Below are 23,194 nucleotides of genomic sequence, written 5' to 3'. Positions count from 1 at the left end.
TTAATAATGAATATTATTGTATTGCTTTGCACTTTTGTTTATCTTGTTCTTTATAGTCCTCTCATAAAGAACAGAACATCATTATTTTGCACATTCATATGGCTTTTTTAGAAACATTTCTCAATGCTCCTAAGCCCATTTCACAACGACATCCGTAAGTAATTTTGATTAATTTAACATACACAGAATTTGAAACGATAAATTATCATTATAAATTAATTTATTAAGGAAATCTCATCATAATAAATCATACATTAATCTAAATCTTTAGATTTGTGTAACATTCCTTTGATTTATAAAGATAGGAGAATGTTCTTTTCAAGACCTTTTAATGATAAACAAAAAAACTGTTTGCTTGTACATAACAAGCAAAATGAAAACAATACAATAGCTCTAAGATACAACAACTCTTTTATAAGCCTTTTCAAGGAAAGGGATTTTAGTTATTTGAAAGCTAATAAAATAATAACAGCTTATAACTTTATAAGGATAATCGTATGCAATAAATCTTGTATTATCCCTTTCATAAAAAGAGATGTTTCTTCAAAAAAATCTATAGGAGCAACACAATAACTAGCCTTCCTAGTAAAAGAATAGACAGCAAAGCATGAAGTGCTGCATAATCTATCTTATCTTAAAACGGTGAATCCTGAAACGCTTGGAAGCTACAAAGCCAAATGAAAAAGTGACAATAAAGACAAACACTGTTTTTGTCTTTACAATTGTATTGTCCTCCAATTACGCTGTATCTTGATTTCAGAAACACACCAGACAGATATTCGTGATACTTAGATACCAACCCAATATAAAAATGTAAAAAAACACCTATGCAGAATGATTTCATTCTTTAATTTTTTTCCAGAAAATCTTTTAGTGCCGCAAATGCCTCATCAGCTTTGTTCCCATCAGGACCACCAGCCTGCGCCATATCAGGACGGCCACCTCCACCTTTACCACCAAGCATAGCTGAAAGAATACGAACGAGATCAACAGCATTCAATCTATGAGTTAAATCATTCGTAACACCGACAACAGCACTCCCTTTTCCATCCTCCGAGACACTAATAAACGCAACCACTCCAGATCCGATTTGTTTTTTCTCAGAATCGACGAGCGCCTTAAGATCCCGTGGTAAAATATTTTTAACAACGCGTCCGATAAAAGAAAACCCATTGATGATAGTAATATCACCTTGGCTCCTTTCTGTTATTCCACCACTCAACATCATTTTCTTGCGTACATCATTCAATTCTTTTTCAAGTTTACGACGATCATCAAGCAAAATTCGCACCCGTTCTTCCACACCAACAGAAGAAGTTTTTAAAAGATCAGCGATTTCATGAATACGTTCATCTTGGCGGCTAAGATAAAGGCGTGCTTCTTTGCCTGTTAAAGCTTCAATACGCCGCACTCCAGCAGCTACAGAACTTTCAGAAACAATATGAATCAAACCGATATCACCTGTTCGCTCCACATGTGTACCTCCACAAAGCTCTATTGACCAACGCTTTTTTAATCTTCCCTGTTCAAATGGCTCCCCCATAGAAACAACGCGAACTTCATCACCATATTTTTCACCAAATAATGCCATTGCACCTTCAGAAATGGCATCATCTACAGCCATGAGGCGCGTTATCACTCTACTATTTTGCAAAATAATCTCATTTGCTAAATCTTCTATTTTTTTCAACTCTTCTGGTGAAACGGATTTTGGATGAGAAAAATCAAAACGCAACCGATCTGGCGATACAAGAGAGCCCTTTTGTGTAACATGAGATCCCAAAACTTGTCGTAAAGCTTCGTGTAACAAATGAGTAGCAGAATGATTCGCGCGAATTTTCTTACGACGAACAATATCAACCGTTAATTCGACACAATCAGATCTCGATGCCTGACCAGATTTCACCTCTCCAATATGAATAAAAAGACCATCACCCTTTCTTTGGGTATCATGCACCTCAAAAATAAAATTTTCACCAGAAATGATACCGCTATCACCAATTTGCCCACCAGATTCACCATAAAAAGGTGTCTGATTAACAACAAATATAGCTTTCTGACCTGAAGAAATATGATCAACAATTTTACCATCACACACGAGAGCTGTAAGAATACCTTTCGCTGTCTCAGTTTCATAACCTAAAAACTCTGTGGCCCCCACTTGATCACGAACAGAAAACCAGATCTTTTCTGTTACAGCTTCCCCAGAACCAGACCAATTGGCACGCGCTTCCTCTTTTTGACGCTCCATCGCTTTATTAAAGGTATCAACATCAACAGATATTCCACGACGCCGCAAAACATCCTGCGTTAAATCAAGCGGAAAACCATAGGTATCATAAAGCTTGAAAGCAACTTCACCATTTAAATGATCTCCTTCTTTAAGATCGGTACTTGCTTCATTTAACAAACCAAGTCCTCGTTCAAGCGTTTTACGAAAACGTATTTCTTCTAACCTTAAAGTTTCTGAAATCAAAGATTCAGCACGCACCAATTCAGGATAGGCTTGTCCCATTTCGCGAATTAAAGCAGGCAAAAGTCGCCACATCAATGGCTCTTTAGCACCAAGAAGATGCGCATGACGCATAGCACGACGCATAATACGACGTAAAACATATCCTCTTCCTTCATTAGAAGGAAGCACACCATCAGCAATCAAAAATGCAGATGAACGAAGATGATCAGCAATGACACGATGGCTGGCAATAAAATCACCCTTTGCCTCAATCCCTGTAATTTCTTCTGATGCAGCAATTAATGCACGAAAAAGATCAATATCATAATTATCATGAACACCCTGCAAAACAGCAGCAATACGCTCTAATCCCATACCGGTATCAATAGAAGGATGAGGCAAGTCAACACGTTCCTCCTTGGAAATCTGCTCATATTGCATAAAAACAAGATTCCAAATCTCAATAAAGCGATCGCCATCTTCTTCCATACTTCCAGGAGGACCGCCCCAGATTTTATCACCATGATCATAAAAAATCTCCGAACAAGGCCCACAAGGGCCTGTTTCTCCCATCGACCAAAAATTATCAGCCGTCGCAATACGGACAATTTTTTCATCTGGAAGACCTGAAATTTTACGCCACAGTTCAGCAGCAACATCATCACTCTGGTAAACTGTCACCAACAATTTATCTTTTGGCAGGCAAAATTCCTTTGTTAAAAGATTCCATGATAAAAAAATGGCTTCTTCTTTGAAATAATCACCGAAAGAAAAATTACCCAGCATTTCAAAAAATGTATGATGGCGCGCCGTATAACCAACATTATCAAGATCATTATGCTTTCCACCCGCACGAACACATTTTTGTGCCGTTGTTGCCTGCTTATAAGGAGGTTGTTCAAGTCCAGTAAAAACATTTTTAAACTGCACCATCCCTGCATTTGTAAACATAAGTGTAGGATCATTTCGCGGAACAAGCGGACTAGAAGAAAGAACTTTATGCCCATTACGATGAAAATAATCCAAAAATATTGACCGAATATTATTAACACTATTCATACTGACACCTGCTTAATACAGCACAAAACCATAAAAGAAAAATCCCCCCTCATTAAATATCCTCTTCGCCACGCATGGAGTCAATTTAATCAAAGAATGGAATATTTGTTTTAAAAAATTGAGAAAAAAATGACTGTATATTTAAAAACTCAAACAAAAAAACAGAAAAATCTTAAAGGAAAAAAATTATAGACGAAAAAAACGCTCCATCAAATGGTTTCATCACTTTCTATATTTTCTGACCCTGCATTTTCTAACAATTCAATCGCAATCAAACCAGCATTTTGGCGCAAAGCTGATTCAATCTCTGTAGCTATTTCCGCATGTTCACGTAAAAACTGCTTTGCATTTTCACGCCCCTGTCCTAAACGCTGAGAATTATAAGAAAACCAAGCACCAGATTTTTCCACAATACCAACCTTGACACCCAAATCAATCAATTCACCTACTTTGGAAATACCTTCACCATAAATAATATCAAACTCAACTTGTTTGAATGGGGGTGCCAGTTTATTCTTCACCACTTTAACACGCGTCTGATTACCAACGATTGCATCCCTATCTTTAATGGATCCAATGCGACGAATATCTAAACGAACAGAAGCATAAAACTTTAAAGCGTTTCCACCCGTTGTCGTTTCGGGAGAACCAAACATTACACCAATTTTCATGCGAATTTGATTAATAAAGACAACCATACAGTTAGAGCGAAAAATTGCTGCTGTTAATTTTCGCAAAGCTTTACTCATTAACCGAGCTTGCAATCCGGGCAAAGCATCACCCATTTCACCGTCAATTTCTGCTCGCGGTGTTAAAGCCGCGACAGAATCCACAACAAGCACATCAACTGCACCAGAACGAACCAACGTTTCTGTAATTTCCAATGCCTGTTCACCAGTATCTGGCTGAGAAATGAACAAATTTTCTAAATCAACACCAAGCTTACGCGCATAAATAGGATCAAGTGCATGCTCTGCATCAATAAAAGCACAAATCCCACCCCCTTTCTGTGCCTCAGCAATAGCATGTAGAGCCAATGTTGTTTTCCCAGAACTTTCTGGTCCATAAATCTCAACAATACGCCCCTTCGGTAATCCACCAATCCCCAAAGCAATATCTAAGGATAACGACCCTGTTGGAACTGTTTCAATTTCAACAACCTGCTCTTTTTGCCCAAGACGCATAATCGAGCCTTTACCAAAAGAACGTTCAATTTGTGAGAGAGCAGCATCGAGAGCTTTTGTTTTATCCACGATTATATCCTTGACCGATTCATAATAACCTAAAACTTAAGTGTACACTGTACTTTTAATTTAACTAAAGGCTTGAGTTTAGATTTTCACAGACTATTTCCATTCCTATCCCCACATTATGCCCATAACATTCATGACCATCACAATAAAGAATTGGCATTGCTTATCTTATCACACAAAATAAACTCCAATAAAATAATATCCCCATGAGAGCGTAGTTAGCATATTTATATCCCTCTAGAAAAGGAACAATTTAAATTTAAACACAATGTTCTACTGCCCTTCTGCTTATCCCTTTGATTAAGTACTTAAGAGACTAAGAATTCTCCTGCTATTGATCACACAAAAACGCATTATCAATCAACCTCATCCCCTATCGCATCAAAGAACAAAACGCCATTGTGTTGCATATTCATGCACTTGATTTAAGAAACATCTCTCAACACTCCCAAGCTCACTTCGTGACAACACCCATGAATGCGGTATACTGTAAAACCCTTTAGGTGCCACCATCTTTACACTAAAGAATGAGAAAGTCGGCACCATCACACTATTTATCATCCCCCAATGTTGCGACAGCTCTCGGCACTTGAGACGCTTCATAAGAAGAGTTTTTAGTTCTTTCTTGTACCGTTTTTATCACACGCTAATCCTGCTTATAATATGCAAGCGAATGATTTGATCGATTCAACAAATAACAGGCTTGGAATGAGTAAAATTTACGGTATTTAGGACTTTCATTCAACTTACAAAACAGTGAATTATCGTTATCAATCAATTATATTATTTAATAAAAACCACAAAAATAAAGCAACCTAAAAGCTGAATAATACATTGAAATTTGATAAAAAAATACGCACTCTTGAAGATATCAAAAAAAATCTCTACGAGCAATGCAATAAATGTTTAAAATATAAGCTAAATTGCTCATACAATAACATAAGAGCTAAAAAATAAATCCAAGATCAATAAAACATGTATTCCTACTCAAATTTCATTTTTGATCTTTACGTTTTTTGCGCAATTGTTTCCACCACTCAAGACGTTTCACAATTTCACGCTCAAAACCACGCTCAACTGGCTTATAATAACTTTGACGCCCAAGTTTTTCGGGAAAATATTCTTGTCCTGAAAAAGCGTCTGGTTCATCATGGTCATAACAATAACCATTTCCAAACCCTTCCTCCTTCATAAATTTCGTAGGAGCATTAAGAATATGCTTAGGAGGTGATAAAGAGCCATTTTTGCGCGCACAACGCAGTGCTGCTTTATACGCGAGATATGTTGCATTTGACTTTGGCGCAGTTGCAACATAAAGACATGCTTGCGCCAAAGCCAATTCTCCTTCTGGTGATCCTAAATAATCATAAGCATCTTTTGCGGCATTACAAATGACAAGAGCTTGCGGATCCGCCAAACCAACATCTTCAACGGCCATACGAACCAATCTTCGCCCAATATAGAAAGGATCTTCACCAGCATCCAACATCCGTGCCAAATAATAAAGCGCAGCATCAGGATCAGATCCACGAACGGATTTATGCAACGCTGAAATGAGATTATAATGCCCATCTCGTCCTTTATCATAAATGGGCACACGACGCTGAATAACTTTTTGCAAAGCAACAACATCAAGAATCTCTCCCAATGGTGCAATAGACCAAACTTCCTCTGCCAATGTTAACGCTACCCGCGCATCACCATCAGACATCTCTATCAAAACGTCTCTGGCATCATTATCCAAGGGAAGAGTTTTTCCCTCCACTTCTTCAGCACGCCTCAAAAGCATGTCCAAACTTTCATGATCATGTGAAAGAAATGTTACAACACGTGCACGCGAAAGAAGAGCAGCATTAAGTTCAAAAGAAGGATTTTCGGTTGTTGCACCTATAAGTACCACAGTACCATCTTCCATCACAGAAAGAAAACTATCCTGCTGTGCACGATTAAACCGATGAATTTCATCAACAAAGAGAACTGTTTTATCTCCAGATATAAAACGCCTCTGCGCAACTTCAAAAATCTTTTTAAGTTCAGAAACTCCTGTAAAAATAGCAGAAATCTGTTCAAATGCGAAGTTCGTTTCAAGTGCTAACAAACGTGCAACGGTTGTTTTTCCCGTCCCTGGAGGCCCCCAAAAAATCATCGATCCAATTGAGCCAGTTGCCACCATACGTGAAAGAAAACCATCCTCTCCAATCAAATGCTTTTGTCCCACAACATCATTGAGAGAACAAGGGCGCATTCTTTCTGCAAGTGGCTGATTTTTATTAACTTGAAAATCAAACGACGAAGTAAAAAAATCTTTCTTCAAAAAAAACCTCAACGAATAAATTGGCGAATATACATACCATCACGTTCATATTCCAATTGCCAAGTACGCGAACGAGCTTGCATAAGAACCTTTTTCAACTGATGAACTGTTTGAATTTTATGACCATTTACAACACGTAGAATATCTCCTGACTGAAAAATTCCAGCTGCATTGCTCATGTCATCAAGGTTGGTAATCACAACCCCTTTTGCAGATATAGGAAGATGAAAACGTCGACTATTTTGCGGTGTTAAATCTAACACTTCAGCACCAGCAAGAGGACTGTCACCCGTGATTTTTTCAGATTTTAAAAATGCAGTTTCTGATATCGATGAAACTGTTATTTGTGTTTTTAAAGTTTTTCCATTTCGTAAATATTCCAAAGCAAGACTATGCTCAACGTCAGCTGTCATCAAACGATACCCAAGACTATCTGGAGTATCAACGCGTACCCCTTGCACACTCAAAATAACATCACCTACTTTCAATCCAGCTTTTTCAGCAGGACTATCTTTGATAACTTCAATAATCAGAGCACCATAGGGACGTTCTAAACCTAAACCACCAGCAATATCAGGTGTAACATTTTGAAAAGAAGCCCCTATATAAGGCGGCACAAAATATTTTCCACCGCGTTTAACAGTATCAAGCATCACTTTTACAAGATTAACTGGAATAGCAAAACCAATCCCTACAGAACCACCAGAACGCGAATAAATAGCCGTATTAATTCCGATTAATTGACCTTTCATATCAATTAAAGCGCCACCAGAATTCCCTGGATTAATGGCAGCGTCTGTTTGAATAAAAAAGTCAAAATCAGAAATCCCAACACGTGTACGCGCTTGCGCTGAAACAATACCACTTGTAACTGTTTGACCAACACCAAAAGGATTACCAATAGCAAGAACAAGATCACCAACTTCAACAGCGTCAGAATTTCCCAAAGAAAGAACAGGGAATTGAGCATCTTTTTCCTCAACTTCAAGAATTGCAATATCAGTTGCTTCATCTTTGAGCACGATCTTACTCTCAAACTCCCGCCCATCAGAAAAAGCCACTTTAATTTCGCTTGCATCTTTAATGACGTGGTAATTTGTAACAATCAAACCACGTGCATCAACAATCACCCCTGATCCTAATGACGATTGCTTACGAACAGGAAAGTTATTTTGAAAACGACCAAAAAATTGCTCAAAAAATGGATCGCCTTCAAAAGGTGATCGTGCTCTAATTTGTCGAGCTGCATAAATATTTACAACAGATGGAACTGTCTTTTTAACTAAAGGAGCAAATGAAAGAGTGATTTCTGTTTGTGTTTGAGGCACATGAGCATATACATGATCAAATGATATCTGCATCATAATTGCAAAAAAAATTCGCACCCAAAAAGAATATCTCATAATCCACTCCTTATAAAACCAGTACATTCTGTTGAAGATTAATAGAATTAAAAAACTCATCCCCGCAAATTAAGGATCTCTATTAATATTTCATAATAGAGAATAAAAACAACCTATTTGAACAATAAATATTATAAAAATAAGATAATTCAATGTCCTATAATTTTCTCTCTGCACCTATTTCTCAATTAAAACAAACTTAAAAATGCTCACAAAAAAACCGCCTAAGACAAGGCGGCCTTAAAAAATCTAACAGAATTAAAAAACTCTACGAAGATGTCCCCTTTTCATTCTCAGAAGCCTCCATGCGAGCACGATCCCCAGCACCCTTCGCTTCAACATCACGATCAACAAATTCTATAACAGCCATAGGCGCATTATCACCGGTACGAAACCCCGCTTTCATAATACGTAAATATCCACCGTTGCGTGATGCATAACGTGGCGCAAGCGTATCAAATAATTTTGCAACCTTTCCTGCATCACGAAGTGCTGCAATTGCTTGCCGACGCGCATGCAAACCACCACGCTTACCAAGAGTAACGAGTTTTTCAACAATAGGACGAATTTCTTTAGCCTTTGGAAGCGTTGTCACAATCTGCTCATGCTCGATCAACGAAGTTGCCATATTTGCAAACATCGCTTTACGGTGACTGGCAGTACGATTCAACTTGCGTCCTGACTTACTGTGGCGCATAAGCCCTCTCCTTAAATTCTAATTTTAATATTGATCTTCATAACGTTTTGCAAGATCATCAATGTTTTCAGGCGGCCACGCAGGAATTTCCATCCCAAGATGTAATCCCATACATGCCAAAACTTCTTTAATCTCATTCAACGATTTGCGACCAAAATTCGGTGTACGAAGCATTTCAGATTCTGTTTTTTGAATAAGATCACCAATATAGACAATATTATCATTCTTAAGACAATTTGCCGAACGAACTGAAAGTTCTAATTCATCCACTTTTTTGAGAAGAGCAGGATTAAAAGAAAGCTCAGAATCAGCCTCTTCAACAGGCTCCTTCTGTGGCTCTTCAAAGTTAATAAATAGCGATAATTGATCCTGAAGAATGCGTGCTGCAAAAGCAACAGCATCCTCTCCATTAACCGCACCATTCGTTTCAATCGTTAAGGTCAATTTATCATAATCCAAAACTTGACCTTCACGCGTATTTTCCACTTTATAAGACACTTTACGAATTGGTGAATAAAGACTATCAATTGGAATAAGCCCTATACGTGCATCATCAACACAATTACGATCAGATGGAACATACCCCTTCCCTGTGTTGACAATGAACTCCATACGAATTTCAGCATCTTCATCAAGAGTACAAATAACATGATCTGGATTTAGAATTTGCATATCCCCAACGGTACTGATATCTCCCGCTTTCACGACACCAGGCCCCTCTTTATAAACAACGACACGTTTAGGACCTTCTTCTTCCATACGAAGCGCAATTTCCTTTATATTCAGAATAATATCTGTAACATCCTCACGCACACCTGGAATCGATGAAAATTCATGTAAGACACCGTCAATCTGCACAGCAGTAATAGCAGCACCACGAAGCGAAGATAACAACACGCGACGAAGTGCATTTCCTAACGTTAAGCCAAAACCCCGCTCAAGAGGTTCAGCGATCACACTTATAACATTTGGATTATCATGCGCACATGATTCAACCTTATTGGGTTTAATAAGTTCTTGCCAGTTTTTCTGGATCATATTTTTATTCCCGTTCTTTAGTTCCGTTACCATTCAATCGTAACGACCAATGTGAACATCAGAGAAATCTCCGACAACAAAAAACAACACCCAATTAAACACGCCGCCTTTTCCGCGGACGACATCCATTATGAGGAATTGGTGTTACATCACGAATAGAAGTAATGACAAAACCAACAGATTGCAATGCACGTAGAGCAGATTCACGCCCTGATCCAGGTCCACAAACTTCAACTTCCAAAGAACGCATACCATGCTCTTGCGCTTTTCTTGCACAATCCTCCGCAGCAACTTGAGCAGCAAAAGGTGTCGATTTACGCGCACCTTTAAACCCTTGGGCCCCCGCAGATGACCAAGCAATTGCATTACCCTGAGCATCAGTAATAGTAATCATTGTGTTATTAAATGTTGAATTAATATGCACAACACCCGATGAAATATTTTTACGTTCGCGACGACGAACACGTGTGGCTTCCTTGGCCATAATTTCCCTTTCAACGATCTCATCACTGCCGTAACATCAGCAGCTCCACCTTCTTTTCCTTGTCAAAAAAATCAAACAAGAAACAGAATATATAAAAACCTTCCAAAAAGGCTCTTATTTCTTTTTACCGGCAATTGCCTTAGCTGGTCCTTTACGCGTACGGGCATTTGTATGTGTACGCTGCCCTCGGACAGGCAAAGACCGGCGATGACGCAATCCTCGATAACAACCAAGGTCCATCAAACGCTTAACATTCATAGCAACCTCACGACGAAGATCACCTTCAACTTGATAGCCTTGATCTATCGCCTCACGAATCTGCAGCACCTCAGCATCTGAAAGCTCATGCACACGACGCCCCAAGGGAATGCCAACTCTTTCAATAATTTCTTGAGCAAATTTTGGTCCAATCCCGTGGATATATTGAAGCGCAATAATTACACGCTTATTTGTCGGGATATTGACGCCAGCAATACGAGCCACGCCTACTCTCCTTAGTTATTTTGACAAATTGTTATAAAATACCTGATATACCTTACAGAAAAAAATAGACTCAGAAAAAAATTCTTCCGAATCCTATTATTTCACTAAAATAAATTAAATTCGTTTGTGATAGATTTCATCTCAAAAGTCAACTCTTTTCATTTATTTCTAAAAAAAATCTTATGAAAGAAAACCTCTAATCATGCGTGTCACTTCAGTAATACCAATCATTCCATCAATGACCTTCAACATTCCCCTCTCTGAATAAAATTTTGATAAGGGAGCGGTTTTTTCACGATATTCTACTAATCTTTTTGCAAAAGCAACAGGATTGTCATCTAAACGAACCTGTCCACCAGCCGCTATTGTTTCCTCAACGCGCTTCTTCATACGTTCAATCAACACGTCTTCATCAACACACAACTCAATAACAGCATCAAGCCGCATATTTTTTGACTGCAAAATCTGCTGTAACGCTTCTGCCTGCCCCACAGTTCGAGGATATCCATCCAAAACAAAACCGTTTACACAATCAGTTTCATCAATCCGATCTGATACGATTTGGTTAACAATATTATCAGGAACCAAAGCACCAGAACTTATAATAGCTTTAGCTTTTTTACCAATCTCTGTTTCTTTGGCAATCACCTCACGCAACATATCCCCTGTTGATAAATGAGGAATGTTATATTCCTCGGTCAACATTTTTGCTTGCGTACCTTTTCCTGCTCCAGGAGGACCTAAAAGAATAACTCTCATCGATTCCTTCTACCTCCACGAAGTTTTGATTTTTTTATCAACCCTTCATATTGGTGGGCAACAAGATACCCCTGAATTTGAGCAACCGTATCAAGCGTAACAGTAACAACAATCAACAAGGATGTTCCCCCAAGATAAAAAGGAACCTGCAATGCAGATATCATAAATTCAGGTAACAAACAAACCAAGATAATATAAACAGCGCCCACAACAGTAATACGCGTCAAAACGTAATCAATATATTCGGCTGTACGCTCACCTGGACGAATCCCTGGAATAAAACCAGAATGTTTTTTCAACTGATCTGCAGTATCACTTGGATTAAACACAATAGCTGTATAAAAAAAGCAAAAAAACGCCATTAAAAATGCATAAACAATCATATAAAGTGGCTGTCCATGACCAAGAGCATAAGAAATCGCCTGAACCCATTGTGGCATTTTATCAGAAAAATTATTAATAGTGGCAGGTAATAATAATAAAGATGAAGCAAAAATAGGTGGAATAACACCAGCAGTATTCAACTTTAAAGGAAGATGCGACATATCTCCTTGAAACATTTGATTCCCAACCTGACGTTTCGGATACTGGATAAGAATTCGCCGTTGCGCACGCTCTATAAAAACAATAAGCCCAATAACCAAAACAGCAATAAGAACGATTCCTATTAAAAGAAAAGTTGATAAATCAGCCTGACTATGAGCTGTCAAAAGCTGAGCAAAAGTAGAAGGAAAGTTGGCTACAATCCCTGTAAAAATGATAAGAGAAACCCCATTACCAACACCACGTGACGTAATTTGCTCGCCAAGCCACATGAGAAACATCGTTCCGCCAACAAGGGTAATAACAGAAGAAATACGAAACATAAGACCTGGTTCTAAAACAATTTGAAGCCCCGTCCCTATACCGCTTTCAAGCGCAATCGCAATACCAAAAGCTTGTAGAATTGCCAATACTACTGTTACATAACGCGTATACTGATTGATAATCTTACGACCTAATTCCCCTTCTTTTTTAAGAGTTTCCAAAGAAGGAATAATAGATGTTAACAATTGCACAATAATAGATGCCGATATATAAGGCATGATACCCAGCGCAAAAATAGCCATACGCCCAACGGCACCCCCAGCAAACATATTAAAGAGTCCTAATACACCCGACGCATGATGTTCAAATGTTTGCCGTAAAGCATCGATATTAATACCTGGAAGAGAGATGTAAGTGCCAAAGCGATATACAAGAAGCGCTGCCAGAGTAAACCAGATGCGTTTCTTTAATTCAGTTGCACGAGAAAAGGTACCGAAGTTTATATTGGAAGCAAATTGCTCTGCTGCTGATGCCATAAAACGTCTCCACTTCACTACTCCAGTTCTTTAAATCACGGAAGTATAACCCTAAAATTCATATATACATACACAAATAAATGCAGAACTTAAAAAATTCCCCACAAAAGATCCCACAGAACAGATGTAACTCTTCTTTAGGTCTCTACTCATATAAAAAATTATTGAGCAATATCAGGAAAAATAACCTGACCACCCACTTTTTCAATCTTAACACGAGCAGCTTGTGAAGCACCAGAAACATGAAAGGTAATCTTAGCCTTCAAATCACCATCAGAAAGAAGACGAACCCCATCTTTTTCACGACGAATAATACCAGCTTCTCTCAAAGCAATCATATCAACAGGCTTTTCAATATTCAACTTACCTGCATCAACTGCCAACTGAATACGTCCTAGTGAAACTTCATTGTAGGTTTTGGCAAAGAAATTTCTAAATCCACGTTTTGGCAAACGACGATAGATAGGCATTTGCCCACCTTCAAAACCATTAAGGGAAACACCAGAACGCGACTTTTGCCCTTTTACACCACGACCACCAGTCTTACCCGTACCGGATCCAATACCACGCCCAACACGCTTACGATTTTTTGTTGCGCCTTCACAATCACGCAGTTCATTGAGTTTCATATCTAATACTCCCGCAACCCTTAACCTTCATCTATAACGCGAACAAGATGCCGAACCTGAGCAATCATACCCCGCACACAAAGTGTATCATCTAAAACGCGCCGACGACGCATTTTATTTAGTCCAAGCCCCTTTAAGGTTGCACGCTGAATCTGTGAGTTTCGAATAGGGCTTCCAATTTGCTCAACCGTGATAGTTTTACCACTCTGAGATTTTTTCTGAACCATTTTCTAATTCCTTTTCTGATAATCTCAGAAACTATCCTTCTAGGTCAACTAAATGGCGACGACGCGCCTGCAAAGTCGAATATTTTATACCACGCTGAGCAGCAATATCTCTAGGATGCATTTGATGTTTCAATGCATCAAATGTTGCACGAACCATGTTATAAGGATTAGACGATCCCAATGATTTTGCAACGACATCCTGCATACCAAGAGCTTCAAAAATAGCACGCATCGGTCCCCCAGCAATAATACCAGTACCAGCAGAAGCCGAACGTAGCAAAACACGCCCAGCTCCATGACGCCCTTCAAGATCATGGTGCAATGTACGTCCAGACCGAAGCGGAACATAAATCATCCCACGTTTTGCAGATTCCGTTGCTTTACGAACGGCTTCTGGAACTTCACGGGCTTTACCATGTCCAAAACCTACACGTCCTTTTTGATCTCCAACGACAACAAGAGCAGCAAAACCAAAACGCCGACCACCCTTTACAACTTTAGCAACACGATTGATATGAACTAGCCTATCGACAAACTCATTATCGCGTTCTTCTCTCTCACCACGTTCTTTTTGTGCCATTCCTCATTCCTTTTTCTTTTCCGGAAGCACGATAACAAAGTCCCTCATCAAACTGGAAGAACTTAAACGAAATAATCTAAACTCTCCTTACTCACTCACAAATAAGAAATTTTAGAAATTCAAACCACCTTCACGAGCAGCTTCAGCTAAAGCCTTGACTCGACCATGATACACATACGCTCCACGATCAAAAACCACTTCATTAACACCCGCTTGCTTCGCACGCTCAGCAATTAACTTACCAACAGCAAAAGCTGCTTTTTTATCAGCACCACTCTTTAACGACTTTTTTAAATCACTTTCAAGAGTAGAGGCTGAAACAAGTGTACATCCCCGCAAATCATCGATAACTTGAGCATAAATGTTCTGATTTGAACGATAAACGCTAAGCCGAGGACGATCATGAGAAACCATTTTAATTCTACGACGAACACGCCTTGCACGACGTTGGATAATGTCCTTAGATGAAACCATAATACAAAATCCTTATTTCTTTTTACCTTCTTTACGGAAGATACGTTCATCTGCATGCTTAACACCTTTACCTTTATAAGGCTCAGGTCTACGATACTCACGAATCTCCGCTGCAACTTGTCCAACTTGCTGTTTATCAATTCCAGAAACAACAATTTCTGTCGGCTTAGGAACAGTTACAGTAACACCCGATGGAACTTTATAAACCACATCATGGGAAAATCCTAGAGATAGTTGGACATCCTTACCCTGCAAAGCAGCACGATAACCAACCCCATTAATCTCCAACCTCTTTTCAAAACCATCTTTCACACCACAAAAAATGTTCTCAATCATTGAGCGCGACATACCCCATTTAGAACGCGCATCTTTTGACTGATCCCGCGGCATAACTGATATGATATTTTCCTCAAACTTGACTAAGACTTCATCATTGACGACGTAGCTCAGCTCACCTTTTGGACCTTTTGCCTTAACCAGCTGACCTTCAACAGTAGCAGTAACTCCAGAAGGAATTGAAATGGGTTTCTTTCCAATACGAGACATTGTTCTAACCTACTTTTTCTTCCGTTTTCTTGACATAACTTAGAAAACACGACAAAGGAGTTCTCCACCAACATTCTGTTCACGCGCCTCATGATCTGCCATGACGCCTTTAGGAGTCGATAAAATCGAAATACCAAGACCATTTGCCACCTGTGGAAGTGACTTAGCAGAAACATACACACGACGACCTGGCTTTGATACACGTGAAATCTCACGAATAGCAGCCAGCCCTTCAAAATACTTCAATTCGATTTCAATTTCAGCTTTCCCATCACCTAAATCAATTTGATTATATCCACGAATATAACCTTCCGACTGAAGAACATCAAGAACGTGCACACGAAGCTTCGAAGCTGGAGTAACTACTTTACCTTTTTTACGACCAAGTGCATTACGAATACGCGTTAACATATCACCAAGAGGATCTGACATAGACATTAAATAATCTCCTCTTACCAACTAGACTTTACAATACCAGGAATATGGCCAATAGAGCCAAGCTCACGCAACGCAATTCGCGACATTTTTAATTTACGATAATAAGCCCGCGGACGACCTGAAACCTCACAGCGATTACGAATACGAACTTTCGAAGAATTACGTGGCAACTCTGCCAACTGAACAGAAGCTTTAAAACGTTCTTCAAGAGAAACCTTCTGATCCATAACTATTGCTTTCAAACGTGCACGACGGGCAGCATAACGCTTTACCATCACCTCACGACGCTTATTTTTTTCAACGGCACTTACTTTGGCCATACTTTCACCTCACTATGTCTGCCGTTACGAACGAAAAGGAAAATTAAAAGCACGCAATAACTCACGAGCTTCATCATCCGTTTTTGCTGTCGTACAAACAATAATATCCATGCCCCAAATTTGATCAACTTTATCATAGTTGATTTCTGGAAACACAATGTGTTCTTTAATACCCATAGCAAAATTGCCACGACCATCAAAACTCTTTGGATTCAAACCACGAAAGTCACGAACCCGTGGAAGAGCAATCGTAACAAGACGATCTAAAAACTCAAACATACGATCTTTACGCAATGTAACTTTAGCCCCAAGAGGCATTCCTTCACGAACCTTAAAGGTCGCAATAGAATTACGCGCACGTGTAACAACAGCCTTCTGACCTGTTATTAGCCCTAAATCCTCAGCAGCAAGAGAAGGCTTCTTCGAATCAGCAGTTGCTTCACCTATCCCCATATTTATTACAATTTTATCAATCCGCGGAATTTGCATCGCATTTCTGTAATTAAACTTCTCTTGAAGCGCTTTACGAATCACTTCAAAATAATGCGCTTTCATACGCGGTATTTGTCTTTCCTCAGCCATTAATCAACTCTCCCGAACGCTTGGCAAAACGCACTTTATTACCATCTGCATTCATACGAAAGCCTACACGTGTAGGCTTACCATCTTTAGGATCAGCAATCGCCAAATTAGACAGATGAATCGGAGCCTCTTTAGAAATAATTCCAGCTTCTTGCTTCTGCGTTTGACGTTGATGACGTTTAATCATATTAATCCCACGAACAAAAGCCTTATTCTCTTTTGGACTAACCTTAATTACTTCACCACTACATCCTTTATCCTTACCGGATAAAACAACAACTTTATCACCTTTTCGAATCTTCTGCATAACATTTACTCCTTACAGAACTTCAGGAGCGAGCGAGATGATCTTCATATGATTCCTACCACGCAATTCGCGGGGAACAGGTCCAAAGATACGAGTACCGATCGGCTCTTTTTTATTATCCACTAAAACCGCAGCATTACTATCAAAACGAATGACACTACCATCTGCGCGACGAATATCCTTAGCAGTACGAACCACAACAGCTTTCATAACATCACCTTTTTTAACACGGCCACGGGGAATAGCATCCTTAACCGAAACAACAATAATGTCACCGACCGAAGCATATTTCCGCTTTGAACCGCCTAACACCTTGATGCACATGACACGACGAGCACCAGAATTATCAGCAACGTCGAGGTTTGTTTGCATCTGAATCATGACTGGCCACCTTCTCTTAACACATATATCCGATTGTACCTTTTATACACTCGGATTTGCCTGCCAAATAACGATAAAGTCATCGCCTTTAAATTTATCAATGATAAAAACACTGTTAAATTCTAAAACAATAAACTTAACTCATTACGCTACATTGTCTTTTACAACAATCCAACATTTATCTTTCGAAATTGGTCTAGATTCTTGAATAGAAACTTGATCCCCAATCTTGAATTGGTTGTTTTCGTCATGCGCTTTATAATTTTTAGACTGCCGAACAGTCTTCTTAAGAAGCGGATGAGAATAACGGCGCTCAACTTTGACAACAACAGTCTTATCACTTTTGTCGCTAATAACAACACCCTGCAAAACGCGTTTAGGCATCTCTCATTTCCTTAAACCTTACTTTCACTTACCTTTTGACGAAGAAAAGTTTTAATACGCGCAATATCACGACGAACCTGTCTAACACGCGCAGTCTTTTCTAATTGACCTGTTGCTTTTTGAAAACGCAAATTAAATTGCTCTTTCTTTAACTTAGCCAATTCATCTTTCATTTGGTCGAGCGTTTGCGCCCGTAATTCTGTGGCTTTCATCGCTTAACCTCATTATTCAGCAATACGCTGGATGAAACGCGTTTTTATAGGCAACTTTGCAGCACCCAATCTTAGTGCTTCACGTGCAACATCCTCAGGAACTCCATCAAGCTCAAACATGATGCGTCCAGGAGCAACACGTGCAGCCCAATAATCGACACTTCCCTTACCTTTACCCATACGAACTTCAGTCGGTTTAGATGTAACCGGAAGATCTGGAAAAATGCGAATCCACACACGACCAGAACGCTTCATATAACGCGTAATCGCACGGCGCGCCGCTTCAATTTGACGAGCAGTAATCCGCTCCGGCTCAACAGCCTTCAAACCGTAGGCACCGAAATTCAAATCCGTACCACCCTTCGCAACACCGTGAATACGGCCCTTGAACTGTTTACGGAACTTTGTGCGCTTTGGCTGCAACATTGTTCTCTACTCCAAATTTTAGTTCAATCTCAAAAACTAAGCATTTTCACGGCGACGATTCGATGAAGAACCAGATTGATCAACTTCCGTAGCACGACGTTCTGAAGCCATCGGATCATGCTCAAGAATCTCACCCTTAAAGACCCAAACTTTAATACCACAAATACCATAAGCAGTCTTAGCTTCTGCTGTACCGTAATCAACATCAGAACGCAAGGTATGAAGTGGAACACGACCTTCACGATACCATTCCATACGAGCAATTTCAGCACCACCAAGACGGCCAGAACAATTGATACGAATACCTTCTGCACCAAGACGCATAGCAGACTGAACAGCACGCTTCATTGCACGACGAAAAGCAACACGACGCTCTAACTGTTGAGCAATTGATTGCGCAATAATCGTGGCATCAATCTCCGGTTTACGAATCTCCACAATATTTAATGAAGTTTCAGCATCCGTCATTTCTGAGAGCTTACGACGAAGCTTTTCGATATCAGCACCCTTTTTACCAATAATCAAACCAGGACGTGCAGAATGAATCGTAATACGACACTTCTTATGAGGACGCTCAATAACAACCTTCGAAATAGCCGCCTGTTTAAGCTCCTCCAGCACGTATGAACGAATTTTCAAATCTTCATGAAGAAGGCGCCCATATTCACCACTATCAGCATACCAACGAGAATCCCAAGTCCGATTAACACCAAGACGAAGTCCTATTGGATTGATCTTCTGACCCATTACGCGGCCTCCACTTTTTCGGTAACTTCACGAACAATAACAGTAAGATGCGAAAATGGACGTTCAATTCTACTAGCACGCCCTCGACCACGAACATGAAAGCGCTTCATCACTATCGACTTACCAACATAAGCTTCCGCCACAATAAGCGAATCAATATCAAGATCGTGGTTATTCTCTGCATTTGCAATTGCTGATTCAAGCGTTTTTTTCACAGTAGCAGCAATACGCTTGCGTGAAAACATCAAATCAGCGAGTGCTACATTAACTCTTTTACCACGAATCATTGCAGCAACTAAATTAAGCTTCTGCGGACTAACGCGAATTGTCCGCGTGACAGCTCTTGCTTCATTATCTCTAAGCTGGCGCGAAACTTTAGCTTTTCCCATTCCTACTTCCTCTTCGCTTTTTTATCGGCACCATGACCATAATAAGTCCGGGTAGGAGCGAACTCACCAAACTTATGTCCAACCATCTCTTCAGAAACAGAAACAGGAATATGCTTATTACCGTTGTAAACACCAAAAGTTAAACCAACAAATTGCGGTAAAATAGTAGAGCGACGACTCCATATTTTTATAACTTCATTGCGCCCACTTGCACGTACCTTCTCTGCTTTACCAAGAAGATAGCCGTCAACAAACGGACCTTTCCACACTGAACGAACCACTTCAGACTACCTTTCTCATTTCTTGCGTTGATGACGCGTACGCATAATAAATTTATCAGTGGCTTTATTGGAGCGCGTACGCTTACCTTTCGTAGGCTTACCCCAAGGAGATACTGGATGGCGCCCCCCCGATGTACGACCTTCACCACCACCGTGCGGATGATCAACGGGGTTCATAGCAACACCACGAACATGTGGACGTTTACCACGCCAACGTGACCGACCTGCCTTACCATCATTAATATTCCCATGATCAGGATTTGAAACAGCACCAACAGTTGCAAAACAGCTACTAGGAACCAAACGCTGTTCACCAGAATTTAAACGAAGAATAGCCATACCATGATCTCGTCCAACCAACTGCGCATAAGTACCCGCTGAACGTGCAATCTGCCCCCCTTTTCCTGGCTTCATCTCAACATTATGAATAATTGTACCTACAGGCATATTAGCAAGAGGCATAGCATTACCTGGTTTAACATCCACATTTAAACCAGCCATAACAGAATCACCAACCGCAAGACGCTGTGGCGCAAGAATATAACTCAATTGCCCATCCTCATAGCGAATTAAAGCAATAAAAGCAGTACGGTTAGGATCATATTCTAAACGCTCAACCTTTGCTGAAACATCACGTTTAAGACGCTTAAAGTCGACAAACCGATAACTACGTTTATGTCCACCACCCTGAAAACGAGCAGTAACACGACCACGATTATTACGTCCACCCTTTGAAGACAAACCTTCAGTCAACATCTTTATAGGCTTTCCCTTATAAAGACAAGAACGTTCCACAATAACAAGCTGACGCTGCCCAGGTGTCGTTGGATTAAATTGCTTAAGTGCCATTATTCCTATCTCCGAGCCTCTTTAAAGACCTGTCGAAACGTCGATAGTCTGACCACTGGCCAGAGTTACGATCGCTTTTTTGACATCACTTTGCCGACCAACTATACCTTTGAAACGCTTCACTTTACCCTTGCGGACTATCGTGTTAACTGCTTTAACTTTTACGCTAAAAAGCGCTTCAATAGCAGCCTTAATCTCAGGCTTCGTCGCTTTCGGCGCGACATTAAAAGCAACTTGATTATATTCAGAAATCATAGTCGACTTTTCAGTAATAACTGGACTAATAATTATATCATAATGGCGAAGATCTGTCATTTAAAACGCTCCTCAAGAGCCTCAACAGCTGCCTTTGATAAAACAAGTTTGCTGCGACGCAAAATATCATAAACATTAATTCCCTGAATAGGCAAAATATCAATATTAGGGATATTAGAGACTGCACGAAAAAAGTTAACATCAATCTCTTTACCACCAATCAAGAGAGCGTTATTAAATCCAAGCTTAGAAAAATGAGAAACAAGCATTTTCGTTTTCGCATCCTTAACAGTCAACTCATCCACAATAATTAAGTCTTTTGCTTTTAATTTTGCAGATAAAGCAAGACGTAACCCAAGAGCACGAATCTTTTTAGGAAGATCATGCGCATGGCTACGAACCACCGGTCCATGTGCCTTACCCCCACCTCTAAACTGCGGTGCACGGGCAGATGAATGTCGAGCACGCCCAGTTCCTTTTTGCTTAAACATTTTTGCCCCTGTTCGTGACACATCAGAACGACCTTGGGATTGATGACTCCCCTGCTGACGGCGTGCAAGCTGCCAGCGAACAACACGTTGCAAAATATCCTCACGTGGAACAAGATCAAAAATAGCTTCAGAAACCTTTAACTTGCCGGCTTCATTACCATCAAGAGTTTTAATTACAAGATCCATTATTAGGCTCCCTCAACTTCAGAGGTTTCCGTCACCGGAGTAACCATTTCCGTTTTCTCCTTCACAAGACGGCGAATACCAGCAGGCTTTGGAGCATTATCAGGAAGACGCTTCTTCACAGCATCCCGTACCAAAATCCAAGAACCTTTAGAACCAGAAACAGCACCACGCACTAAAATTAAACCACGTTCACTATCCGTGGAAATAACTTCAATATTCTGTGTTGTTACACGCACTTGCCCCATATGGCCAGCCATTTTTTTACCTTTAAAAACTTTACCAGGATCTTGGCACTGCCCTGTAGAACCATGAGCACGATGTGTGATCGAATTACCATGGGAAGCACGATGCCCACCAAAGTTATGCCGTTTCATAACACCAGCAAACCCCTTACCAATACTGGTACCAGTCACATCAACTCTCTGTCCTGGAACAAAATGTTCCACTGTAATCTCAGTACCAACATCAAGAAGATTGTCGGGACTCACACGAAACTCTGCTATTTTAGCTTTAGGCTCAACAGAAGCCTTAGCAAAATGTCCACGAAGAGCTTGTGAAGTGTTCTTAACTTTAGCAAAGCCTACACCTAATTGAACAGCAGTATAACCATTCTTTTCAACTGTACGCTGAGCAACGACTTGACAATTCTCCAAACGAAGTACGGTCACCGGCACATGCTCACCAGCATCATTATAAATACGGGTCATGCCCAGCTTCTGTGCTATTACACCTGAACGCATCGGGTCTGTTCCTTCTGTCCTCAAACCTCAGAGCTTAATTTCTACATCCACACCAGCAGAAAGATCGAGCTTCATAAGCGCATCCACTGTTTGCGGCGTTGGATCAACAATATCAAGAAGACGCTTATGTGTTCGCATCTCAAACTGCTCACGACTCTTCTTATCGATATGGGGTCCACGATTGACCGTAAACTTCTCAATCCGCGTCGGAAGCGGAATGGGACCACGGACATTTGCACCAGTACGTTTAGCAGTCGATACAATCTCACGCGTCGACGTATCAAGAATTCTATGATCAAACGCTTTTAAGCGAATGCGAATATTTTGACTGTTCATGCTCTTTATTTCCCTGTTATAGAAAGTGCCTTCAATAATAAAAGCACTCAACAAGCATTATTTATTCAATGATCTTAGAGACGATACCGGCACCAACAGTACGACCACCTTCACGAATAGCAAAAC

31 protein-coding genes and 1 pseudogene are annotated in these 23,194 nt (G+C 40.0%); all 32 read right to left on the bottom strand.

The window, feature by feature from the left end:
- Positions 1 to 847: 847 nt before the first annotated feature.
- A complete protein-coding gene (gene alaS, locus ACFIKE_RS04320; RefSeq protein WP_375648469.1) occupies positions 848 to 3,514 on the bottom strand; it encodes an alanine--tRNA ligase in 2,667 nt (888 codons plus the stop codon).
- A 209-nt stretch (positions 3,515 to 3,723) separates the two neighbouring features.
- Positions 3,724 to 4,767, bottom strand: coding sequence for a recombinase RecA (gene recA / locus ACFIKE_RS04315; RefSeq protein WP_015856564.1), 1,044 nt, complete (start codon positions 4,765 to 4,767; stop codon positions 3,724 to 3,726).
- A 994-nt stretch (positions 4,768 to 5,761) separates the two neighbouring features.
- Complete coding sequence (locus ACFIKE_RS04310) at positions 5,762 to 7,081, bottom strand: replication-associated recombination protein A (protein WP_375648468.1); 1,320 nt, start codon at positions 7,079 to 7,081, stop codon at positions 5,762 to 5,764.
- Positions 7,082 to 7,089: 8 nt separating this feature from the next.
- Positions 7,090 to 8,484, bottom strand: coding sequence for a DegQ family serine endoprotease (locus ACFIKE_RS04305; RefSeq protein WP_375648467.1), 1,395 nt, complete (start codon positions 8,482 to 8,484; stop codon positions 7,090 to 7,092).
- Positions 8,485 to 8,752: 268 nt separating this feature from the next.
- Complete coding sequence (gene rplQ, locus ACFIKE_RS04300) at positions 8,753 to 9,181, bottom strand: 50S ribosomal protein L17 (RefSeq protein WP_273791421.1); 429 nt, start codon at positions 9,179 to 9,181, stop codon at positions 8,753 to 8,755.
- A gap of 24 nt (positions 9,182 to 9,205) precedes the next feature.
- A complete protein-coding gene (locus ACFIKE_RS04295) occupies positions 9,206 to 10,219 on the bottom strand; it encodes a DNA-directed RNA polymerase subunit alpha (protein ID WP_375626041.1) in 1,014 nt (337 codons plus the stop codon).
- Positions 10,220 to 10,313: 94 nt separating this feature from the next.
- Positions 10,314 to 10,703, bottom strand: a complete 390-nt coding sequence (gene rpsK / locus ACFIKE_RS04290) for a 30S ribosomal protein S11 (protein ID WP_007347762.1) — start codon at positions 10,701 to 10,703, stop codon at positions 10,314 to 10,316.
- Positions 10,704 to 10,817: 114 nt separating this feature from the next.
- The gene (gene rpsM / locus ACFIKE_RS04285; protein ID WP_026500557.1) at positions 10,818 to 11,186 is read right to left on the bottom strand and encodes a 30S ribosomal protein S13; all 369 of its coding nucleotides are present in this window, start codon (positions 11,184 to 11,186) and stop codon (positions 10,818 to 10,820) included.
- 180 nt (positions 11,187 to 11,366) lie between these two features.
- Positions 11,367 to 11,945, bottom strand: coding sequence for an adenylate kinase (locus tag ACFIKE_RS04280; RefSeq protein WP_015856570.1), 579 nt, complete (start codon positions 11,943 to 11,945; stop codon positions 11,367 to 11,369).
- Positions 11,942 to 13,288 (bottom strand): preprotein translocase subunit SecY, encoded by a 1,347-nt coding sequence (secY, locus tag ACFIKE_RS04275; protein WP_375626992.1) that lies wholly within the window; start codon positions 13,286 to 13,288, stop codon positions 11,942 to 11,944. Before secY ends, ACFIKE_RS04280 begins: the two co-directional genes overlap by 4 nt.
- Positions 13,289 to 13,449: 161 nt before the next feature.
- Positions 13,450 to 13,917 carry a 50S ribosomal protein L15 gene (rplO, locus tag ACFIKE_RS04270; RefSeq protein ID WP_375648466.1) on the bottom strand — a complete coding sequence of 156 codons (468 nt, stop codon included), beginning with the start codon at positions 13,915 to 13,917 and terminating at the stop codon, positions 13,450 to 13,452.
- A 20-nt stretch (positions 13,918 to 13,937) separates the two neighbouring features.
- Complete coding sequence (rpmD, locus tag ACFIKE_RS04265; RefSeq protein WP_015856573.1) at positions 13,938 to 14,144, bottom strand: 50S ribosomal protein L30; 207 nt, start codon at positions 14,142 to 14,144, stop codon at positions 13,938 to 13,940.
- A 31-nt stretch (positions 14,145 to 14,175) separates the two neighbouring features.
- Positions 14,176 to 14,724: a 30S ribosomal protein S5 gene (gene rpsE, locus ACFIKE_RS04260; protein ID WP_015856574.1), complete on the bottom strand. Its 549-nt coding sequence runs from the start codon at positions 14,722 to 14,724 to the stop codon at positions 14,176 to 14,178.
- Between the two features lie 111 nt (positions 14,725 to 14,835).
- A complete protein-coding gene (gene rplR / locus ACFIKE_RS04255; RefSeq protein WP_015856575.1) occupies positions 14,836 to 15,198 on the bottom strand; it encodes a 50S ribosomal protein L18 in 363 nt (120 codons plus the stop codon).
- 12 nt (positions 15,199 to 15,210) lie between these two features.
- Positions 15,211 to 15,744 (bottom strand): 50S ribosomal protein L6, encoded by a 534-nt coding sequence (rplF, locus tag ACFIKE_RS04250; RefSeq protein ID WP_015856576.1) that lies wholly within the window; start codon positions 15,742 to 15,744, stop codon positions 15,211 to 15,213.
- Between the two features lie 39 nt (positions 15,745 to 15,783).
- Positions 15,784 to 16,182 (bottom strand): 30S ribosomal protein S8, encoded by a 399-nt coding sequence (rpsH, locus tag ACFIKE_RS04245; protein ID WP_375626998.1) that lies wholly within the window; start codon positions 16,180 to 16,182, stop codon positions 15,784 to 15,786.
- A gap of 14 nt (positions 16,183 to 16,196) precedes the next feature.
- Entirely contained in the window at positions 16,197 to 16,502 is a 306-nt protein-coding gene (gene rpsN / locus ACFIKE_RS04240; protein WP_005773283.1) for a 30S ribosomal protein S14, read from the bottom strand.
- Between the two features lie 24 nt (positions 16,503 to 16,526).
- Positions 16,527 to 17,084 (bottom strand): 50S ribosomal protein L5, encoded by a 558-nt coding sequence (gene rplE / locus ACFIKE_RS04235; protein WP_015856578.1) that lies wholly within the window; start codon positions 17,082 to 17,084, stop codon positions 16,527 to 16,529.
- Positions 17,077 to 17,391 (bottom strand): 50S ribosomal protein L24, encoded by a 315-nt coding sequence (gene rplX / locus ACFIKE_RS04230; protein ID WP_015856579.1) that lies wholly within the window; start codon positions 17,389 to 17,391, stop codon positions 17,077 to 17,079. The genes rplE and rplX overlap by 8 nt, the downstream gene beginning before the upstream one ends.
- A 12-nt stretch (positions 17,392 to 17,403) precedes the next feature.
- Positions 17,404 to 17,772 (bottom strand): 50S ribosomal protein L14, encoded by a 369-nt coding sequence (gene rplN, locus ACFIKE_RS04225; protein WP_004855715.1) that lies wholly within the window; start codon positions 17,770 to 17,772, stop codon positions 17,404 to 17,406.
- A gap of 144 nt (positions 17,773 to 17,916) precedes the next feature.
- Positions 17,917 to 18,156 (bottom strand): 30S ribosomal protein S17, encoded by a 240-nt coding sequence (gene rpsQ / locus ACFIKE_RS04220; RefSeq protein ID WP_012231991.1) that lies wholly within the window; start codon positions 18,154 to 18,156, stop codon positions 17,917 to 17,919.
- Positions 18,157 to 18,167: 11 nt separating this feature from the next.
- The gene (gene rpmC / locus ACFIKE_RS04215; protein ID WP_273788260.1) at positions 18,168 to 18,368 is read right to left on the bottom strand and encodes a 50S ribosomal protein L29; all 201 of its coding nucleotides are present in this window, start codon (positions 18,366 to 18,368) and stop codon (positions 18,168 to 18,170) included.
- Between the two features lie 12 nt (positions 18,369 to 18,380).
- Positions 18,381 to 18,794 (bottom strand): 50S ribosomal protein L16, encoded by a 414-nt coding sequence (rplP, locus tag ACFIKE_RS04210; protein ID WP_015856581.1) that lies wholly within the window; start codon positions 18,792 to 18,794, stop codon positions 18,381 to 18,383.
- 36 nt (positions 18,795 to 18,830) lie between these two features.
- The gene (gene rpsC / locus ACFIKE_RS04205; RefSeq protein ID WP_015856582.1) at positions 18,831 to 19,541 is read right to left on the bottom strand and encodes a 30S ribosomal protein S3; all 711 of its coding nucleotides are present in this window, start codon (positions 19,539 to 19,541) and stop codon (positions 18,831 to 18,833) included.
- Positions 19,541 to 19,930, bottom strand: a complete 390-nt coding sequence (gene rplV, locus ACFIKE_RS04200) for a 50S ribosomal protein L22 (protein WP_208439680.1) — start codon at positions 19,928 to 19,930, stop codon at positions 19,541 to 19,543. Before rplV ends, rpsC begins: the two co-directional genes overlap by 1 nt.
- Positions 19,931 to 19,932: 2 nt before the next feature.
- Positions 19,933 to 20,211, bottom strand: coding sequence for a 30S ribosomal protein S19 (gene rpsS / locus ACFIKE_RS04195; RefSeq protein ID WP_004855734.1), 279 nt, complete (start codon positions 20,209 to 20,211; stop codon positions 19,933 to 19,935).
- Positions 20,212 to 20,226: 15 nt separating this feature from the next.
- Positions 20,227 to 21,060, bottom strand: coding sequence for a 50S ribosomal protein L2 (gene rplB / locus ACFIKE_RS04190; RefSeq protein WP_273788259.1), 834 nt, complete (start codon positions 21,058 to 21,060; stop codon positions 20,227 to 20,229).
- A gap of 21 nt (positions 21,061 to 21,081) precedes the next feature.
- Entirely contained in the window at positions 21,082 to 21,375 is a 294-nt protein-coding gene (locus tag ACFIKE_RS04185; protein ID WP_375619911.1) for a 50S ribosomal protein L23, read from the bottom strand.
- Positions 21,372 to 21,992, bottom strand: coding sequence for a 50S ribosomal protein L4 (gene rplD / locus ACFIKE_RS04180; RefSeq protein WP_375648465.1), 621 nt, complete (start codon positions 21,990 to 21,992; stop codon positions 21,372 to 21,374). The genes ACFIKE_RS04185 and rplD overlap by 4 nt, the downstream gene beginning before the upstream one ends.
- A gap of 2 nt (positions 21,993 to 21,994) precedes the next feature.
- Complete coding sequence (rplC, locus tag ACFIKE_RS04175) at positions 21,995 to 22,732, bottom strand: 50S ribosomal protein L3 (protein WP_015856587.1); 738 nt, start codon at positions 22,730 to 22,732, stop codon at positions 21,995 to 21,997.
- A gap of 27 nt (positions 22,733 to 22,759) precedes the next feature.
- Positions 22,760 to 23,068, bottom strand: a complete 309-nt coding sequence (gene rpsJ, locus ACFIKE_RS04170; RefSeq protein ID WP_005773267.1) for a 30S ribosomal protein S10 — start codon at positions 23,066 to 23,068, stop codon at positions 22,760 to 22,762.
- Positions 23,069 to 23,129: 61 nt separating this feature from the next.
- Positions 23,130 to 23,194, bottom strand: a pseudogene (locus ACFIKE_RS04165) (elongation factor Tu); the annotation flags it as partial.

Source organism: Bartonella sp. MU70NMGDW, from assembly GCF_042194085.1.
GTDB lineage: Bacteria > Pseudomonadota > Alphaproteobacteria > Rhizobiales > Rhizobiaceae > Bartonella > Bartonella grahamii.
This window is presented reverse-complemented; position numbering and strand designations above follow the sequence as displayed.

Bases quoted from the DNA above. Each gene is read 5' to 3' on its own strand.
- alaS (WP_375648469.1), bottom strand. From the start codon at position 3,514: ATGAATAGTGTTAATAATATTCGGTCAATATTTTTGGATTATTTTCAT.
- ACFIKE_RS04305 (WP_375648467.1), bottom strand. From the start codon at position 8,484: ATGAGATATTCTTTTTGGGTGCGAATTTTTTTTGCAATTATGATGCAG.
- rplQ (WP_273791421.1), bottom strand. From the start codon at position 9,181: ATGCGCCACAGTAAGTCAGGACGCAAGTTGAATCGTACTGCCAGTCAC.
- ACFIKE_RS04295 (WP_375626041.1), bottom strand. From the start codon at position 10,219: ATGATCCAGAAAAACTGGCAAGAACTTATTAAACCCAATAAGGTTGAA.
- rpsK (WP_007347762.1), bottom strand. From the start codon at position 10,703: ATGGCCAAGGAAGCCACACGTGTTCGTCGTCGCGAACGTAAAAATATT.
- ACFIKE_RS04280 (WP_015856570.1), bottom strand. From the start codon at position 11,945: ATGAGAGTTATTCTTTTAGGTCCTCCTGGAGCAGGAAAAGGTACGCAA.
- secY (WP_375626992.1), bottom strand. From the start codon at position 13,288: ATGGCATCAGCAGCAGAGCAATTTGCTTCCAATATAAACTTCGGTACC.
- rplO (WP_375648466.1), bottom strand. From the start codon at position 13,917: ATGAAACTCAATGAACTGCGTGATTGTGAAGGCGCAACAAAAAATCGT.
- rpmD (WP_015856573.1), bottom strand. From the start codon at position 14,144: ATGGTTCAGAAAAAATCTCAGAGTGGTAAAACTATCACGGTTGAGCAA.
- rpsE (WP_015856574.1), bottom strand. From the start codon at position 14,724: ATGGCACAAAAAGAACGTGGTGAGAGAGAAGAACGCGATAATGAGTTT.
- rplR (WP_015856575.1), bottom strand. From the start codon at position 15,198: ATGGTTTCATCTAAGGACATTATCCAACGTCGTGCAAGGCGTGTTCGT.
- rplF (WP_015856576.1), bottom strand. From the start codon at position 15,744: ATGTCTCGTATTGGAAAGAAACCCATTTCAATTCCTTCTGGAGTTACT.
- rpsH (WP_375626998.1), bottom strand. From the start codon at position 16,182: ATGTCTATGTCAGATCCTCTTGGTGATATGTTAACGCGTATTCGTAAT.
- rpsN (WP_005773283.1), bottom strand. From the start codon at position 16,502: ATGGCCAAAGTAAGTGCCGTTGAAAAAAATAAGCGTCGTGAGGTGATG.
- rplE (WP_015856578.1), bottom strand. From the start codon at position 17,084: ATGGCTGAGGAAAGACAAATACCGCGTATGAAAGCGCATTATTTTGAA.
- rplX (WP_015856579.1), bottom strand. From the start codon at position 17,391: ATGCAGAAGATTCGAAAAGGTGATAAAGTTGTTGTTTTATCCGGTAAG.
- rplN (WP_004855715.1), bottom strand. From the start codon at position 17,772: ATGATTCAGATGCAAACAAACCTCGACGTTGCTGATAATTCTGGTGCT.
- rpsQ (WP_012231991.1), bottom strand. From the start codon at position 18,156: ATGCCTAAACGCGTTTTGCAGGGTGTTGTTATTAGCGACAAAAGTGAT.
- rpmC (WP_273788260.1), bottom strand. From the start codon at position 18,368: ATGAAAGCCACAGAATTACGGGCGCAAACGCTCGACCAAATGAAAGAT.
- rplP (WP_015856581.1), bottom strand. From the start codon at position 18,794: ATGTTGCAGCCAAAGCGCACAAAGTTCCGTAAACAGTTCAAGGGCCGT.
- rpsC (WP_015856582.1), bottom strand. From the start codon at position 19,541: ATGGGTCAGAAGATCAATCCAATAGGACTTCGTCTTGGTGTTAATCGG.
- rplV (WP_208439680.1), bottom strand. From the start codon at position 19,930: ATGGGAAAAGCTAAAGTTTCGCGCCAGCTTAGAGATAATGAAGCAAGA.
- rplB (WP_273788259.1), bottom strand. From the start codon at position 21,060: ATGGCACTTAAGCAATTTAATCCAACGACACCTGGGCAGCGTCAGCTT.
- ACFIKE_RS04185 (WP_375619911.1), bottom strand. From the start codon at position 21,375: ATGACAGATCTTCGCCATTATGATATAATTATTAGTCCAGTTATTACT.
- rplD (WP_375648465.1), bottom strand. From the start codon at position 21,992: ATGGATCTTGTAATTAAAACTCTTGATGGTAATGAAGCCGGCAAGTTA.
- rplC (WP_015856587.1), bottom strand. From the start codon at position 22,732: ATGCGTTCAGGTGTAATAGCACAGAAGCTGGGCATGACCCGTATTTAT.
- rpsJ (WP_005773267.1), bottom strand. From the start codon at position 23,068: ATGAACAGTCAAAATATTCGCATTCGCTTAAAAGCGTTTGATCATAGA.